This window comes from Streptomyces sp. NPDC044064 (genome assembly GCF_056434245.1).
On the sequence record NZ_JBWKFN010000029.1, the window covers coordinates 1 to 15,253 of the forward strand.

Annotated in this window: 12 protein-coding genes; 9 read left to right on the forward strand and 3 right to left on the reverse strand. The window is 71.4% G+C overall.

Annotation, left to right across the window (positions count from 1 at the left end):
- From AC07DS_RS35520 to ptsP, 3 genes are all read left to right on the forward strand, one after another.
- The coding region (locus AC07DS_RS35520) for a hypothetical protein (protein ID WP_479152137.1) at positions 1-195 on the forward strand (195 nt) is incomplete at its 5' end.
- Positions 196-407: 212 nt separating this feature from the next.
- Entirely contained in the window at positions 408-857 is a 450-nt protein-coding gene (locus AC07DS_RS35525; RefSeq protein WP_479152139.1) for a PTS sugar transporter subunit IIA, read from the forward strand.
- A gap of 78 nt (positions 858-935) precedes the next feature.
- On the forward strand, positions 936-2,606 hold the full coding sequence (gene ptsP / locus AC07DS_RS35530; protein WP_479152141.1) for a phosphoenolpyruvate--protein phosphotransferase: 1,671 nt from the start codon (positions 936-938) through the stop codon (positions 2,604-2,606).
- A gap of 79 nt (positions 2,607-2,685) precedes the next feature.
- On the opposite strand, the gene AC07DS_RS35535 is transcribed toward ptsP, so the two are convergent.
- Together AC07DS_RS35535 and AC07DS_RS35540 are read right to left on the reverse strand one after the other, a co-directional pair.
- Positions 2,686-3,579, reverse strand: a complete 894-nt coding sequence (locus tag AC07DS_RS35535; protein WP_479152143.1) for a hypothetical protein — start codon at positions 3,577-3,579, stop codon at positions 2,686-2,688.
- Between the two features lie 196 nt (positions 3,580-3,775).
- The gene (locus AC07DS_RS35540; protein ID WP_479152144.1) at positions 3,776-5,743 is read right to left on the reverse strand and encodes an acetoacetate--CoA ligase; all 1,968 of its coding nucleotides are present in this window, start codon (positions 5,741-5,743) and stop codon (positions 3,776-3,778) included.
- A gap of 214 nt (positions 5,744-5,957) precedes the next feature.
- On the opposite strand from AC07DS_RS35540, the gene AC07DS_RS35545 reads away from it, so the two are divergent.
- Positions 5,958-8,318 carry a glycoside hydrolase family 31 protein gene (locus tag AC07DS_RS35545; RefSeq protein WP_479152145.1) on the forward strand — a complete coding sequence of 787 codons (2,361 nt, stop codon included), beginning with the start codon at positions 5,958-5,960 and terminating at the stop codon, positions 8,316-8,318.
- A gap of 9 nt (positions 8,319-8,327) precedes the next feature.
- Here AC07DS_RS35545 and AC07DS_RS35550 read toward each other — a convergent pair whose 3' ends face one another.
- Positions 8,328-8,864, reverse strand: a complete 537-nt coding sequence (locus AC07DS_RS35550; RefSeq protein WP_479152146.1) for an NUDIX domain-containing protein — start codon at positions 8,862-8,864, stop codon at positions 8,328-8,330.
- A gap of 225 nt (positions 8,865-9,089) precedes the next feature.
- Here AC07DS_RS35550 and AC07DS_RS35555 point away from each other — a divergent pair, with 225 nt between their 5' ends.
- The 5 genes from AC07DS_RS35555 to glpK all read left to right on the forward strand — a co-directional run bounded on the left by AC07DS_RS35555 (position 9,090) and on the right by glpK (position 15,176).
- Positions 9,090-9,539 (forward strand): Zn-ribbon domain-containing OB-fold protein, encoded by a 450-nt coding sequence (locus tag AC07DS_RS35555; protein WP_479152147.1) that lies wholly within the window; start codon positions 9,090-9,092, stop codon positions 9,537-9,539.
- Complete coding sequence (locus tag AC07DS_RS35560; protein ID WP_479152149.1) at positions 9,536-10,726, forward strand: lipid-transfer protein; 1,191 nt, start codon at positions 9,536-9,538, stop codon at positions 10,724-10,726. Before AC07DS_RS35555 ends, AC07DS_RS35560 begins: the two co-directional genes overlap by 4 nt.
- Before the next feature lie 134 nt (positions 10,727-10,860).
- Positions 10,861-12,510, forward strand: coding sequence for an EAL domain-containing protein (locus AC07DS_RS35565; protein ID WP_479152151.1), 1,650 nt, complete (start codon positions 10,861-10,863; stop codon positions 12,508-12,510).
- 361 nt (positions 12,511-12,871) lie between these two features.
- Positions 12,872-13,621, forward strand: coding sequence for an MIP/aquaporin family protein (locus tag AC07DS_RS35570; protein ID WP_479152152.1), 750 nt, complete (start codon positions 12,872-12,874; stop codon positions 13,619-13,621).
- A gap of 34 nt (positions 13,622-13,655) precedes the next feature.
- A complete protein-coding gene (gene glpK / locus AC07DS_RS35575; protein ID WP_479152154.1) occupies positions 13,656-15,176 on the forward strand; it encodes a glycerol kinase GlpK in 1,521 nt (506 codons plus the stop codon).
- Positions 15,177-15,253: the final 77 nt, after the last annotated feature.

Genomic DNA, 15,253 nt, shown 5'->3' on the forward strand with positions numbered 1-15,253 from the left:
GCGTTGATTTTTGGCACGCTGTTGAGTTCTCAAGGAACGGTCGCTTCCTTTGTACTCACCCTCTCGGGCTTTCCTCCGGGCTTCCCTTCGGTGTTCCAAACTCTATCAGGGTTTTTCCGCCTCCCTGACCACCGTCCTGCAGACATGCAGAAGGTGATCCCGAGAGGGGATCTGACGAGTTTGGGTGCTGCTTAACAGAGTCGCTTTCGCGTCGCTCTCCCTCAAGCAGGAGTACGACTGTACACGGGCGCCGGAACCACGTGCAAATCGACGGGGTTGGTGGTCTAGACCACTACCTGGTAGCTTCCATACGGAACCGCCACTTCATCTGACATACGCTGCTGCTCAGTGCCGTCCGGGACAGCCAGTGACGGCCCGCACGCAGCTCCACTCCTGGGAGGCTTCCCATGACCACCGTGACGTCCCCTCTTGCTGGACTCGCCATCGGACTGGCCGCCGTGCCGGATCCGGTCTTCTCCGGGGCCATGGTCGGCCCGGGCACTGCGATCGACCCCGTGCGTGAGCCCTCCGAGGCCGTGGCGCCGGTGGACGGGGTCATCGTCTCCCTTCACCCGCACGCCTTCGTGGTGGTCGACGCAAACGGGCACGGTGTGCTCACCCACCTCGGTATCGACACCGTCCAGCTCAACGGCGAGGGCTTCGAGGTGCTCGTCAACAAGGGCGACACCGTGACGCGTGGTCAGAGCATCGTCCGCTGGAACCCGGCAGCGGTCGAGGCCGCCGGCAAGTCGCCGGTATGCCCCGTCGTGGCGCTGGAGGCCAGCGCCGAGTCCCTCGGCGACCTCCGTGACAGCGGCGACGTAAAGGCCGGCGACAGCCTCTTCTCCTGGAACTGACCACAGTGCCGTCGCAGGACGGCGTACCTGACAACCACCGCGGCGGCGGGACCCGCCGCACTATCGGAGACGGGTGAGATGGAGACAACGCTGCGAGGCGTCGGCGTGAGCCACGGTGTGGCGATCGGCGAGGTTCGGCACATGGGAACGGCGGTGCTCGAGCCGCCTGCCAAGCAGATCCCGGCGGAGGAGGCGGAGCGCGAACAGGGGCGGGCGCGCCAGGCCGTGGACGCCGTGGCGGCAGATCTGATGGCGCGCGGCAATCTGGCGGGGGGCGAGGCCCAGGCCGTGCTCGAGGCGCAGGCCATGATGGCGCAGGACCCCGAGCTGATGGCGGACGTGGACCGGCGGATCGCCGTCGGCAGCACGGCGGAGCGTGCGGTGTACGACGCTTTCGCGGCGTACCGCGAGCTGCTGGCCGGTGCCGGGGAGTACCTCGCCGGGCGCGTGGCCGACCTCGACGACGTGCGGAATCGTATCGTCGCGCGACTGCTGGGCGTTCCCATGCCGGGTGTCCCGGACAGTGACGAGCCCTATGTACTGGTGGCGCGCGATCTGGCTCCGGCCGACACCGCGCTGCTGGACCCGACTCTGGTGCTCGGTTTCGTGACCGAGGAGGGCGGCCCGACCAGTCACAGTGCGATCCTGGCGCGGGCGCTGGGGGTGCCGGCCGTCGTGGCCCTGCCCGGTGCCGGTGAGCTGGCCGAGGGCACGGTGATCGCGGTCGACGGCAGCACCGGCGACATCTTTGTGAACCCGAGCGAGGAGAAGAAGGCGCAGCTGGAGGCCGCGGCTGCCGAGCGCAAGGCCGCGCTGGCCGCTTCGACCGGCCCGGGTGCCACGGCCGACGGGCACAAGATGCCGCTGCTGGCCAACGTGGGCGGACCGGCGGACGTGCCGGCGGCCGTGGAGGCCGGGGCCGAGGGTGTCGGTCTGTTCCGTACCGAGTTCCTGTTCCTGGACGACAGCAAGAACGCACCGTCCGAGCAGAAGCAGGTGGAGGCCTACCGGCAGGTGCTGGAGGCGTTCCCCGAGGGCCGTGTGGTCGTGCGCGTGCTGGACGCGGGCGCCGACAAGCCGCTGGACTTCCTTACGCCCGCCGACGAGCCGAACCCGGCGCTGGGTGTGCGGGGTCTGCGGACGCTGCTGGACCACCCCGAGATCCTGCGTACGCAGCTGACCGCGCTGGCGAAGGCCGCGGAGGGGCTGCCCGTCTACCTCGAGGTCATGGCGCCCATGGTGGCGGACCGTGCGGACGCCAAGGCGTTCGCGGACGCCTGTCGTGAGGCGGGGCTGCGGGCCAAGTTCGGCGCGATGGTGGAGATCCCGTCGGCCGCGCTGCGGGCGCGTTCGATCCTGCAGGAGGTCGAGTTCCTGTCGCTGGGGACCAATGACCTCGCTCAGTACACCTTCGCGGCGGACCGGCAGGTGGGTGCGGTGTCGCGGCTCCAGGACCCGTGGCAGCCCGCGCTGCTCGACCTGGTCGCGCTGTCCGCCGAGGCGGCCAAGGCCGAGGGCAAGAGCTGTGGTGTGTGCGGTGAGGCCGCGTCCGATCCGCTGCTGGCCTGTGTGCTGACGGGTCTGGGTGTCACCTCTCTGTCCATGGGTGCGGCGTCGATTCCTTATGTCCGGGCGACGCTGGCGAAGTACACGCTGGCCCAGTGCGAGCGGGCCGCCGCGGCGGCCCGTGCGTCGGACAGCGCCGACGAGGCGCGCAGCGCGGCTCAGGCGGTGCTGTCCGGCGAGTAGTCCGGCCGGTCCGGCCGGCCGCTCGTCCTGTGCCGGGTTCAGGGGCGTCCCGCCTTCGGGTGGGACGCCCCTGGCGCGTTCAGTGGCGGTGTCCCTGCGCCGTGCTCTCCCCTCCGAGGTGAGGCGGTGTGCAGTAGTCGACGCCTGGCTCGGGGGAGATGAGGTCACCGGATTCGGCATCGGTGCAGTAGGCGTCGAAGACCTCGGACGCGGTGAGGGGTTCGAGTCCGGCACCGCGGATTCGCCAGCCGTAGACACGGTCGGCGGAGCCGGCGGCGGTGATGCGCATGACGAGCCCACCGGGGCTGCTGGTGGCGAGGCCCAGGGCGAGGACGCTGGTGAATTCGAGGGCTTCGGCCTCGTCGAGTTCGGTGGTGCCGTCGGTGGTCTCGTCGACGTGAAGGACGGAGACGAGTGTTTCCGGTGGTCCGGAGACGCTGCAGACGAGGTGCCGGTCGCCGGGCGGGGCGGTGTCGAGGATGCGGGCGAGGAGGTCGGAGGCGCGGGTGAAGGCGGCGCGGCCGATGTCCTCGCCGCAGGTGCGGCAGGGGCCGAGGCGGGTCAGGAGGGTGGTGGCGTACTCCCAGGTGGCCTGCCGTACGGCCTCGTCGACGAGGGCGGGCAGGAGGGTGGCGAGGGGGCTGCCGTCGTAGGGGACGGTCGGGCCGGTGGCCGCGAGTTCGGCGGTGAAGCGGGTGCGGCTGGCCGGGGCTTCCGCGTCGAGGCCGGTGCCGGCGCAGAATTCGGCGTACTCCTCGGGGTCGAAGAGGGCCAGTGTGGTGTGGCTGCCCTGTGCCGCGCGGCTCTTGAGGAGCGCTTCCACCTGCTGGAGGTAGATGGTGTGGTCGTCGAAGGCGAAGCTGCGGTAGCGCCGCATGGCCCGGAAGTCGTGGTCGTCGGTGAGCAGGCCGATGGTGCCGGCGATTTCGCGGCGCAGGACGCGTCGCATGGTCCGGTGGTCGGTGTGCGCCATGTTTCCCCCAATGCGCAGTCGATCAATGCTCACTCACAGTAACCGGCGGCACTGACAACGGGTTGGGCCGGAGGCGGTCGTGGACCGGGCGGCACTGGATTGCGCAGGTCAGGGCGATGGCGCGTGGCCGGCCTCGGACTTCGTTGCCGTGTTCGGCGAGTCCGAGGCCGGTGGGGGACGGCGGGGTGCCTGCGGGTCAGGCGCGCTTGCGGGCCAGCTCCTCGTAGAAGCCCAGCAGGCCGAGGTTGTCGATGGAGCCGGGGTTGACGGCCTTCTCCAGGGGTGTGCCCTGGAGGAGGCGCTTGACCGGGACCTCGATGCGCTTGCCGGTGAGGGTGTGCGGGACGCCCGGGACCTCGATGATCTCGTCGGGCACGTGGCGTGGTGAGAGCTGTTCGCGGATGGCCTGCTTGACGCGGTTCAGGAGTGCCTCGTCCAGGACGGCGCCGGGCACCAGGTGCACGAACAGGGGCATCCAGTAGCCCCCGTCGGGCTGCTCGATGCCGATGACGAGGGACTCCTTGATCTCGGGGAGGCGCTCGACCACTTCGTAGATGTCGGCCGAGCCCATGCGGACGCCCTGCCGGTTGAGGGTGGAGTCGGAGCGGCCGTGGATGATCACTGAGCCGCGTGAGGTCAGGGTGATCCAGTCGCCGTGGCGCCAGACGCCCGGGTAGGTGTCGAAGTAGCTGTCGTGGTAGCGGCTGCCGTCGGGGTCGTTCCAGAAGTGGATGGGCATCGAGGGCATGGGGTTGGTGACGACCAGCTCGCCCACCTCGTCGACAAGGGGCTTGCCGCTCGGGTCCCAGGACTGCAGATCCGTGCCGAGGCCGGGCGCCTGGAGTTCGCCGATGTACACCGGCAGGGTCGGTACGGCTCCGGCGAAGCAGGAGCAGACGTCAGTGCCGCCGCTGACGGAGGCGATCCACAGGTCCTCGCGGACCTCGTCGTGCAGCCAGCGGAATCCGTCCGGCGGCAGCGGGGAGCCGGTGGTGGCGACGCACTTCACCCGGGAGAGGTCGAAGTCGCGGGAGGGGTGTACGTCCGCCTTGCGGCAGGCCATGACGTAGGCGGCCGAGGTGCCGTAGAGGGTGGCTCCGGTGCGTTCGGCGATGCGCCACTGGGCGCCCGTGTCCGGGTAGCCGGGGCTGCCGTCGTACAGGACGATCGTCGTGCCGGTGAGCAGGCCGGAGACGAGGAAGTTCCACATCATCCAGCCGGTCGACGTGTACCAGAAGAAACGATCCTCGGGGCCGAGGTCGCAGTGCAGGCCGAGCTGCTTGAGGTGCTCGACGAGGATGCCGCCCTGGGACTGGACGATGGCCTTGGGCAGGCCGGTCGTACCGGAGGAGTACAGGACCCACAGCGGGTGGTCGAACGGGACTTGTTCGAAGACGGGTTCGGTGTCGGCGGCCGTCAGCGCCGACCATTCCAGGGCGCCCTCGGGTGCCTCGGTGCCGAGGAGCGGGATGTGGACGACGGCGCGCAGCGTGGGCAGCTCGCGGCGCAGTTCGGCGACGATCTCGCGGCGGTCGTGCTCCTTGCCGCCGTAGCGGTAGCCGTCGACGGTGAACAGTACGACGGGTTCGACCTGCTGGAAGCGGTCGAGGACGCTGCGGGCGCCGAAGTCGGGGGCGCAGGAGGTCCATACGCCGCCCACGGCAGCCGTGGCGAGGAGCGCGACGACGGCCTGGGGGATGTTCGGGAGGTAGCCGCTGACGCGGTCGCCGGGGCGGACGCCGAGGTCGCGGAGTTCGGCGGCGAGGGAGGCCACCTGGCGGCGCAGCTCGGACCAGGTCACCGGGAGCGGTTCATGGGTCTCGTCGACGTACAGGAGGGCGGGCTCGTCCGGTCGGTCGGCGGCCGCGCGCAGGGCGTGCTCGGCGTAGTTGAGGGTGGCTCCGGGGAACCACTCGGCGCCCGGCATCGAGCGGTCGCCGAGCACGCGCGCGTAGGGGGTCGCGAACCGGACGTCGAACCACTGCGTCACGGCTTTCCAGAAGGTGTCCAGCTCTTCGACGGACCACCGGTGCAGTGCCGGGTAGCCCCCCTCGGCCGGGGCACCGTGGTGCTCGGCGGCCCATGCCTGGAACTCGGTGATGCGTGCCTGGGCGATCCGCTCGGGATCGGGCTGCCAGAGCGGCTGGGGGTTCGCTGTCGACATGGGGCTGCTCCCGGGCTGTGCGCGTCGTGTGCGTCGGTCCGCGCACGAGCTGGGGTGTGCGCGTGACGCGGCTGACAGGGACGATGCCATGTGATCGACTTCTACACCAGGGTGCGCCCCACATAGTCCGTGTCGTGAAGATGTGGTCCCGGCACGGGTGAACGGCAGTTGAACGACACGCGCGCGTGGGGCGGTCAGTGGCAGGGTGAGCAGCATGGACGGTCGTGACCTGGTGCGTTCGATAAGTGTGGTCGGTTCGGGGAGGGCGGCTCAGGGGTTGCGTACCGTGCGCGCCGCGTGGCGCAGGAGGCGTATCGACGCCGCGGGGCTGCCGCCGCGCGGTGCCGAGCGCGCGCGGGTGCCGGGGCAGGTGCAGGGCGTGGAGCCGGGGCCCGGGGGCGGTCTGATCCGGTTCGGCCGGTCCGAGCTGCGGATCACCGTCGCGGTGAACGGGGCCGTCTTCTGGGGCTGGGACGGGGCGGAGCCGGAGCCGTCGTACGCGCTCGCCGGGTCCTGTCCGGAGCCGGATCCGCGGGTGGTGCTGGAACCGGACAAGGACGGCGGCTGGCGGGTGGTGGCCGAGCGGGTGACGGTCGTCGTCTCCCGGCACGGCGCGCTGGAGGTGTGCACGCCCGGGGGCGTGGTGCTGCGGCGGGACATGCCGCCGCGCTGGTGGGAGCCGGTCGGCGGGGGTGCGGCTCGGTGGATGCAGCGGTCCGAGGTGGCCGCGGACGCCCGCTTCTTCGGTCTGGGCGGTCGCGCCGCGGGTCCGCGGCTGCGGGACGGCACGTACCGGTTGTGGAACACCGACCCGGGGCGGGCGTTCGGTCCCGGGGACGATCCGCTGTATCTGACCATGCCGGTGCAGCTCGTGGTGGCCGACGCCGCGGCCCATCTGGTCTTCCACGACACATCGTGGGACGGCACGGTGACCTTGCGGGAGGGCGAGGAGGGGGCGGGGTCCGGACACGACCGCGCGGGCCGCTGTGAGCTGCGGATGGACGGCGGTCCGCTGCGTGGCTGGGTGATGGTGGGCACCCCCGCGCGAGTGCTGCACACCTGGGCCTCGCTGACCGGGGCGCCGGCGCTGCCGCCCGCGTGGGCGCTCGGCCATCACCACGCGCGCTGGGGGTTCGGCAGCGAGCAGGAGGTGCGCCGGATCGTCGCGGGCTACCAGGAGCGCGGTCTGCCGCTGGACGCCGTGCACCTGGACATCGACCATTACGCGGATCACCAGGTGTTCACCGTGGACCAGGAGCGTTTCCCGAAGCTTCCGGGGCTCGCCGAGGAGCTGCGCCGGGACGGGATCCGGGTGGTGTCGATCGTCGACCCGGCGGTGAAGGCCGCACCGGGCAACGCCGTCTACGACAGTGGGACGGCGATGGACGCGTTCGTGCGGGACGCCGCGGGGCGGACGGTGCGGGGCGAGATGTGGGCCGGCGAGTCGGTCTTCCCGGACTTCACACACGCGCGCGTGCGCAAGTGGTGGGGCGGGCTCTACGAGGAGCGGCTGGGACAGGGCTTCGCGGGGTTCTGGCACGACATGAACGAGCCGACGTCGTTCAACGCCTTCGGTGAGCCGACGCTGCCCCGTTCGGCCCGGCACGCCCTGGAGGGGCGCGGCGGCGACCATCGCGAGGCCCACAACGTGTACGCGCTGTGCATGGCCAGAGCGGGCTACGAGGCACTGCGCGAACTGTCGCCCCGGCAGCGGCCGTTCCTGTTCTCACGGTCCGGCTGGGCGGGTATGCACCGCTACGGGGGGACGTGGTCGGGAGACGTGGCGACGGGCTGGCCGGGGCTGCGGGCGTCCCTGTCGCTGGTGCTGGGACTCGGCCTGTGCGGCGTGCCTTACTCGGGGCCGGACATCGGCGGCTTCGACGGGTCTCCGTCGCCCGAGCTGTATCTGCGGTGGTTCCAGCTCGGCGCGTACCTGCCGCTGTTCCGCACGCACGCGAGTCTGCGGGCGGGGCGCAGGGAGCCCTGGGAGTTCGGCCCCGAGGTGCTGGAGCACACGCGTGCGGCGCTGCTCGAACGCCGGCGTCTGCTGCCGTACTTCATGACGCTGGCCCACCTGGCCCGGCGCACCGGCGCGCCCTATGTGCGGCCGCTGTGGTGGGGGGCGCCGGAGGACCGCACGCTGCGCGACTGCGAGGACGCGTTCCTGCTGGGCGACGGCCTTCTGGTGGCGCCCGTGCTGGACCCGGGGGCGGACCGGCGTGCGGTGCAGCTGCCGCGGGGCCGCTGGTACGACACGGTGACGGAGGAGGCGTACGAGGGGCCGGCACAGGTTCTGGTCGACGCGCCGATGTCACGGATTCCGGTGCTCGCGCGCGCGGGTGCGGTCGTTCCTGTGCGCGGCGAGGACGGCGGGCTCGAACTGGAGGTCTGGGCGCCCGCCCGGGGACGCACCGGGGGCGGGCTGGTCGTACCGGACCCGGGCGACGGGTGGGACGAGCCGGAGATGGAGCGGTACTCCGCCCGCTGGCAGGGCCGGCGGGTGGTCGTCACCCGGGAGCGGGAGAACGGAGCCGGTGAGCCGTCCCGCCCGGTGCGCATTCGGGGGCTCGGCTGAGCGGTCCGCTCAGCTGTAGCGGCCCTCGAACCATGCTCGCGCGGCCACGGTGTGCAGCGGGAAGGCGAGTTCCTCGGGCCTGCGCAGCAGGTGCCAGCCCTCGGTCTCGTCCGTGGCGCCGGAGGGCGGCAGTCCTTCGGCCGGGCGTTCCGGGAGGAGTCCGAACAGCAGCAGATGCCCGTCGGGCGAGCTCATGGCGTCCACGAGGCGCACCTCGCGGACGGCCGCGTCGATGCCCGTCTCCTCCTTGAGCTCGCGGACGACGGCGTGCCTCCAGTCCTCCCGGTCGTCGATGTAGCCGCCGGGCAGTGCCGTGCCTCCGCGCGCGGGGGCGATGGTGCGGGTGATGACGACCAGGGCGGTGCCCTTGGTGTCGTACACGGGCTGGAGCGCGATCGCGACCGGCAGGGGGTTGCGATAGGCGACGGTCCCGCAGGACGGACAGGCGCGCGGCCAACCGGAGACGCCCTCTCCGTAGGGCGCTCCGCAGCTCGAACAGTGTGAATCCGGCGCGGAGTTGGCAGTCGAGTGCTGAATTTCGGACACGCGCGGACTGTATCCGATCAGAGGAAGGACGTGTTCCGCCAACGGCGACCAGTTACCGCGACTGGTTCCGGAGGGGCGTCCGGAACCACCCCCGTCGGCCCCGGCCGCCCCTCCAGATACCACGACGCCGGAAGGGGCCGCCCGGTTCGCCGGGACGCCTGCCCATTTCCGGATGCCCGTGGCAGACTCCTGACGGATCGTCAGATAACTCTGCCGGGAGGAACATTGACGCGCACACGCACACCCGCGGTCTCCGACTGGTTCACCGGCGAGGGGGACGAATTCCGGCTGCTGGGCACCCGTTGCACGTCGTGTGCCTCGGTCTTCTTTCCACGCGAGGACGTCCACTGCCGCAATCCGCACTGCGCGGGCGGCGCCGCCCTCGAGGAGGTCCCCCTGTCACGAACGGGTCGTATCTGGTCCTACACGGACAGCCGCTACCGCCCTCCGTCACCCTATGTGAGCAATCCGGAACTTCCATGGGAGCCGTACGCGTTGATCGCGGTGGAGCTGGAATCCGAGCGGATCGTGGTGCTGGGACAGGCGGTTCCCGGGGTCACCGTCGCCGATCTGACGGTGGGCATGGAGGTGGAGGTCGTGCCCGGGGTGCTCGACGAGGACACGGAGACGACCTGGACGATCTGGCAGTGGCGGCCGACGGGGGTGACGGCATGACGGCGGACGTGGCGGTGCTCGGAGTGGGCATGCACCCCTGGGGCAAGTGGGGGCGCAGCTTCGTCGAGTACGGCACGGCGGCGGCCCGGGCGGCCCTCGCCGACGCCGGTGTCGACTGGCCGGATGTCGGCTCGGTCGTGGGCGCGGACACGGTGCGTGGCGGATATCCGGGCTATGTGGCGGGGGCGACGTTCGCCAAGGCCCTGGGCTGGCAGGGAGCCCGGGTCGCCAGTGTGTACGCGGCGTGTGCCTCCGGCGCGCAGGCGATCGCGACCGCGCGGGCGCAGATCCTCGCCGGGCTCGCGGACGTCGTGCTCGTGGTGGGGGCGGACGCCGCGCCCAAGGGGTTCTTCCGGCCGACGGGCGGGGACCGTCCCGACGATCCGGACTGGCTGCGCTTCCGCCTGCTGGGCGCGACCAACCCGACGTACTTCGGGTTGTACGCGCGCCGGCGGATGGCCGTGCACGGGGACACCCCGGAGGACTTCGCGCTGGTCAAGGTGAAGAACGCGACCCTGGGCGCGCTCAACCCGTACGCGCGCTACCGCAAGCGGGTCACCGCCGAGGAGGTGGCCGCCTCCGCCGTGGTGGCCGATCCGCTGCGGCTTCTCGACATCTGCGCGACCTCCGACGGCGGCGCCGCGCTGGTGCTGTCCAGCCTGGACTTCGCGCGCCGGCACGGTGCGGCGCGGCCGGTGCGGATCCGGGCCGTGTCGACGGTGACCCCACGGTTCCCGAACACGGTGCTGGACCTGCCGGACATCGCCACGGACTCCGCCGTCGCGGTGCCGGCACCGGACCAGACCTTCCGGGCGTCCATCGCCCGAACCGCCTACGAGGAGGCGGGCATCGGCCCCGAGGACCTGTCCCTGGCGGAGGTGTACGACCTGTCGACCGCGCTGGAACTTCAGTGGTACGAGGATCTGGGACTGTGCGGCGAGGGCGAGGGCGCGAAACTCCTGCGGGAGGGCGCGACGGCCCCGGGCGGCCGGATACCCGTCAACACCAGTGGCGGGCTGGCCTCCTTCGGCGAAGCGGTACCGGCCCAGGCCATCGCCCAGGTCTGCGAGGTGACGTGGCAGTTGAGGGAGGCGGCAGGCGACCGGCAGATCGCCGGGGCGCGCGTCGGGATCACGGCGAACCAGGGCCTGTTCGGGCACGGGTCGTCGGTGGTCGTGGTGCGGTGAGCGGTGCCCCGCCCGGGCACCGTGCAACGGGAGAGACGCATGAGGCTGTCCACGCTGTGTGATCACCCCGGAATCCTGCGTGAACGTCTCATGAACTGCCCCTGGGCGTAAGCGGGCAGCGCAATCATGCTCCCGTGCACTCCTGGACGGATACTCTCCGCTTCGCCTTCCAGCCAGTGGTCAACCTGAGGACGGGCGCGGTCGCCGCACTGGAGATACTCGCACGCCCGGAGACCGGCGACATCCTGGCCGAGGCTCGTCGTGACCCCGAACTCGACGCCAGGCTGGCCGCCTTGGCGCTTCGGGCGGCAACACGCAAGGAGACGCTGCTGCCGCTGCACGTCAACGTGTTCGCGGCCACGCTCGCCGACCTCGGCGGCCTCACCCCGCTGCACGACGCCGTTCGCGCGGTGGGGCGGATGCCCTGGGAGGTGACCCTCGACATCGTGCCGCCCTACACGCACGTGCCGCAGCGGGCACTGCTGGAGGCGGTGGCCTCGCTGCGCGAGCAGGGGTTCCGGATCAGCGCGGACGGCATCGGGGACGGGGACGTGCCGTTGCGGCTGCTCACCGACCTCTCCCCCGACCTGATCAAGCTCGACGGCTCTCTGCTGTCCCGGCCGGCCATGGTGCGGGCGATGCGGACACTGTGCGAGCAGCTGGGCGCGCTGGTGGCGGTGGAGGGCGTGGAGACCGAGCTGCAGTGCGCGGCCGCGCGGGCGGCCGGTGCCCAGCTCGCCCAGGGCGAGCTGTTCGCGCCGCCGGCCCGGATCCCTGCGGCGGACGTATACGTTCCGCCCCGCTCCCCCGGCGTCCTGGCCATGCCCCGGCCCGGGCCGTCGGTACGGGAGTTCGTGCGGCCCGCCGCCGTGCTGCCGGTCACCGCCTCGGCCGGGCAGGTACGGGCGCTGCTGACCGGCTCACCGGAGGTCTCCGGGGTGCTGCTCGTGGACCAGGCCGGGGCGCCGGTCCGGTCGGTGCACCGGTCCCGCTTCCTGCTGTCGATGTCCGGCCGGTACGGGCACGCCCTGTACGCGGACCGGCCCGCCTTCAAGCTGAGCGACGCGCCGCGCACGGTGGGTGTCGACGCCACGGCCTGGGAGGTGCTGGACGTGGTGGCGATCGGCGGCCGCGACCGCACCTCGGACGACGTGGCGGTCGTCGACCACCACGGCCGGTGCGTGGGCGTCGTACGGCTGGCGGACCTCGTACGGGCACTGGCCGAGACCCGGGTGGAGGAGGCGGCGGGGCTCAATCCGCTGACCCGGCTGCCCGGTTCGGACGCGATCACGAGTGAGGTGGACCGGCGGATCGGCGACGGGCGTGCGTTCGCGCTCAGCTGGCTGGACATCGACCACTTCAAACAGGTCAACGACGGTGCCGGATTCGCGGCGGGCGACGAGCTGATCCGCTCGGTGGGCCGGGCGCTGGAGCAGGCGGCGGCACGGCACGCGCGCGTGGGTCACATCGGCGGCGACGACTTCCTGCTGCTGGCCGAGGAGGAGGTGCTCGAGCCGCTGATCGCCGGGGTACTCGACGCCCCCTGGTCGGCGGGCGGGCGTCCCGTCACGCTGTCACTCGCGACCGTCGTGTGCCTGCCCGGCAGCGTGTCCGACCACCGGCAGGCCGCCGCGCATCTCGCTCCGCTGAAGAAGGCGGCGAAGGCGCTGCGCGGCACCAGCTGGGTGCTCGCGCGCGCGGGGCTGCCCGGACACGAGATCCGGCGCGGCACGGGGGCGACCCCGGCCCAGGCGGGGTACGCGGCGGTCGAGCCTCTTGGATGAACGGACCGGCTGTATAAGGCCATTGGGTGTCCGCCTGCGGGAAGGAAGCGGTCGGCCGCCGTTCCCGGGCAACCGCTGTCACCGTTGCCGTCAGCAACCTTGACGGTCCCGTGGTGCCGGTGAACACTTCCGGGTGTCAGCCGACACCGCCGTACATTCTCCGCGTAATCAGGCACTGCGCCACGGGCCTTGTGCTGCTCTGCGGCCCGTCCCCAGAGGCGATCCGGCTGCGAAAGCACGCTCGTCACGGACGCCGGGCGGGGCACGGGGCCCTTCCTGCCTTCGGCTGAAGTCGCCAAAGGAACCGTTCCTGCACGGAGGGCCGGGGTGCTCGCCCCGGACCGGCGCCTAGGGAGCCGCCATGAGCAACGGAGACATTTTCATCGGCGAAGTCATCGGCACCGCGATCCTGATCCTGTTCGGTGCCGGTGTCTGTGCCGCCGTCACTCTCAGACACTCCAAGGCCCGCGCGTCCGGCTGGGTCGTCATCGCGTTCGGCTGGGGATTCGGCGTGCTCGCGGGCGCGTACACCGCCGCTCCCCTCTCCGGCGGCCAGCTCAATCCCGCGGTCACCATCGGCATCGCCGTGGACACGGGCAAGTGGGACAAGGTCTGGATCTATCTGCTCGGCCAGATCGTCGGCGCGATGCTGGGCGCCGTCCTCGCCTACCTGGTGTATCTCGCGCAGTTCCAGGCCAACGTCCACCGGGAGGGCACGGCCGAGGGCAGCGCCGACGAGCCGGTGGCGACTCTCGGCATCTTCTCGACCATCCCGGAGATCCGGAACCCGGTCGCCAACCTCATCACCGAGATCATCGCGACAATGGCCCTCGTGCTGCCGATCCTCGCCTTCGGGCTGACGAAGGGGCTCGGCGAGTCCGGCGTCACGGTCCTGATCGTCTCGCTGCTCGTCGTGGGTATCGGACTCTCCCTCGGCGGGCCCACCGGATACGCCATCAACCCGGCACGTGACCTGGGCCCGCGCATCATGCACACCTTCCTGCCGATCCCGAACAAGGGCACGTCCGACTGGGGTTACGCCTGGATCCCGGTCGTCGGCCCGCTGATCGGCGGGGCACTCGCAGGCCTCGTCTACAACGTGGCCTTCTGACCCAGCGACCCGACCCAGCGACCCAGGGACAGCCATGACGGATTCCGCCGAGAAGTACGTCGCCGCCATCGACCAGGGCACCACGTCCAGCCGCTGCATCATCTTCGACCACGGCGGTGCGATCGTCGCAGTGGACCAGCGCGAGCACCGCCAGATCTTCCCCAAGCCGGGCTGGGTGGAGCACGACGCCACCGAGATCTGGTCCAAGGTGCAGGCCGTGGTGGCGGGAGCGCTCGCCAAGGCCGGGCTGCGCGCCGACCAGTTGAGCGCCCTCGGCATCACGAACCAGCGGGAGACCACGGTCCTGTGGGACCGCGCCACGGGCAAGCCCGTGCACAACGCGATCGTCTGGCAGGACACCCGTACCGCGGCGTTGTGCAACGAACTGGGCGGCGCCGACGGCCAGGACCGCTTCCGCGAGCAGACCGGACTGCCGCTGGCCAGCTACTTCTCCGGGCCCAAGGCGGCCTGGCTGCTGGACAACGTGCCGGGCCTCAGGGACCGCGCCGAGCGCGGCGAGATCGCCTTCGGCACCATCGACTCCTGGCTGATCTGGAACCTCACCGGCGGCACGGAAGGCGGCCGGCACGTCACCGACGTCACGAACGCCGGCCGCACCATGCTGATGAACCTGGAGACTCTCCAGTGGGATCCCGCCATCCTCTCCGCGATGAACGTGCCCGAGGCGGTCCTGCCCGAGATCAGGTCGTCCGCCGAGGTGTACGGCACCGCCGTCGGTCAGCTGGCCGGTGTACCCGTGGCCTCGGCGCTGGGCGACCAGCAGGCCGCCGTGTTCGGGCAGGCCTGCTACGACGTCGGCACCGCGAAGAACACGTACGGCACCGGCAGCTTCCTGCTGCTCAACACCGGTGACCGGCCGGTGCCGTCCAAGAGCGGACTGCTGACGACGATGGGCTACAAGATCGGCGGTGAGGCGCCGGTGTACTGCCTTGAGGGGTCCATAGCGATAACGGGTGCGCTGGTCCAGTGGTTCCGCGACCAGCTCGGCATCATCCGGAGCGCCGACGAGATCGAGACCCTGGCGGCGAGCGTCGAGGACAACGGCGGCGCCTACATCGTGCCCGCCTTCTCGGGGCTGTTCGCTCCCTACTGGCGCTCCGACGCGCGCGGGGTCGTCACCGGACTGACCCGGTACGTCACCAAGGCCCACCTGGCGCGCGCGGTGCTGGAGGCGACGAGCTGGCAGACGAGGGAGGTCGTGGACGCCATGTACCAGGACTCCGGGGTGCGGATCACGACCCTGAAGGTCGACGGCGGCATGACGAAGAACAACCTGCTCATGCAGCACCAGGCGGACGTGCTCGGCGTGCCGGTGATCCGGCCCCGGGTCTCCGAGACCACCTGCCTGGGCGCCGCCTACGCGGCCGGCCTGGCGACGGGCGTCTGGAACGACCTGGACGAGCTGAAGTCGCACTGGCAGAAGGACGCGGAGTGGACGCCGGCGATGGAGGCGTCGGCGCGTGACCGCGAGTACCGCAACTGGCGCAAGGCCGTGGAGAAGAGCCTCGGCTGGCTGGCGGACGACGAAGCCTAGGAGTCGCGCGCGCCACACGCGCGTGCGGCCCCCGCCCATGGACCACGGCCCGTACCCCTGTCGGCGGGGGTACGGGC

What these genes read in the sequence shown, in the direction of transcription:
- AC07DS_RS35525 (WP_479152139.1), top strand. Translation starts at nt 408, where the DNA reads ATGACCACCGTGACGTCCCCTCTTGCTGGACTCGCCATCGGACTGGCC.
- ptsP (WP_479152141.1), top strand. Translation starts at nt 936, where the DNA reads ATGGAGACAACGCTGCGAGGCGTCGGCGTGAGCCACGGTGTGGCGATC.
- AC07DS_RS35535 (WP_479152143.1), bottom strand. Translation starts at nt 3,579, where the DNA reads ATGGCGCACACCGACCACCGGACCATGCGACGCGTCCTGCGCCGCGAA.
- AC07DS_RS35540 (WP_479152144.1), bottom strand. Translation starts at nt 5,743, where the DNA reads ATGTCGACAGCGAACCCCCAGCCGCTCTGGCAGCCCGATCCCGAGCGG.
- AC07DS_RS35545 (WP_479152145.1), top strand. Translation starts at nt 5,958, where the DNA reads ATGGACGGTCGTGACCTGGTGCGTTCGATAAGTGTGGTCGGTTCGGGG.
- AC07DS_RS35560 (WP_479152149.1), top strand. Translation starts at nt 9,536, where the DNA reads ATGACGGCGGACGTGGCGGTGCTCGGAGTGGGCATGCACCCCTGGGGC.
- AC07DS_RS35570 (WP_479152152.1), top strand. Translation starts at nt 12,872, where the DNA reads ATGAGCAACGGAGACATTTTCATCGGCGAAGTCATCGGCACCGCGATC.
- glpK (WP_479152154.1), top strand. Translation starts at nt 13,656, where the DNA reads ATGACGGATTCCGCCGAGAAGTACGTCGCCGCCATCGACCAGGGCACC.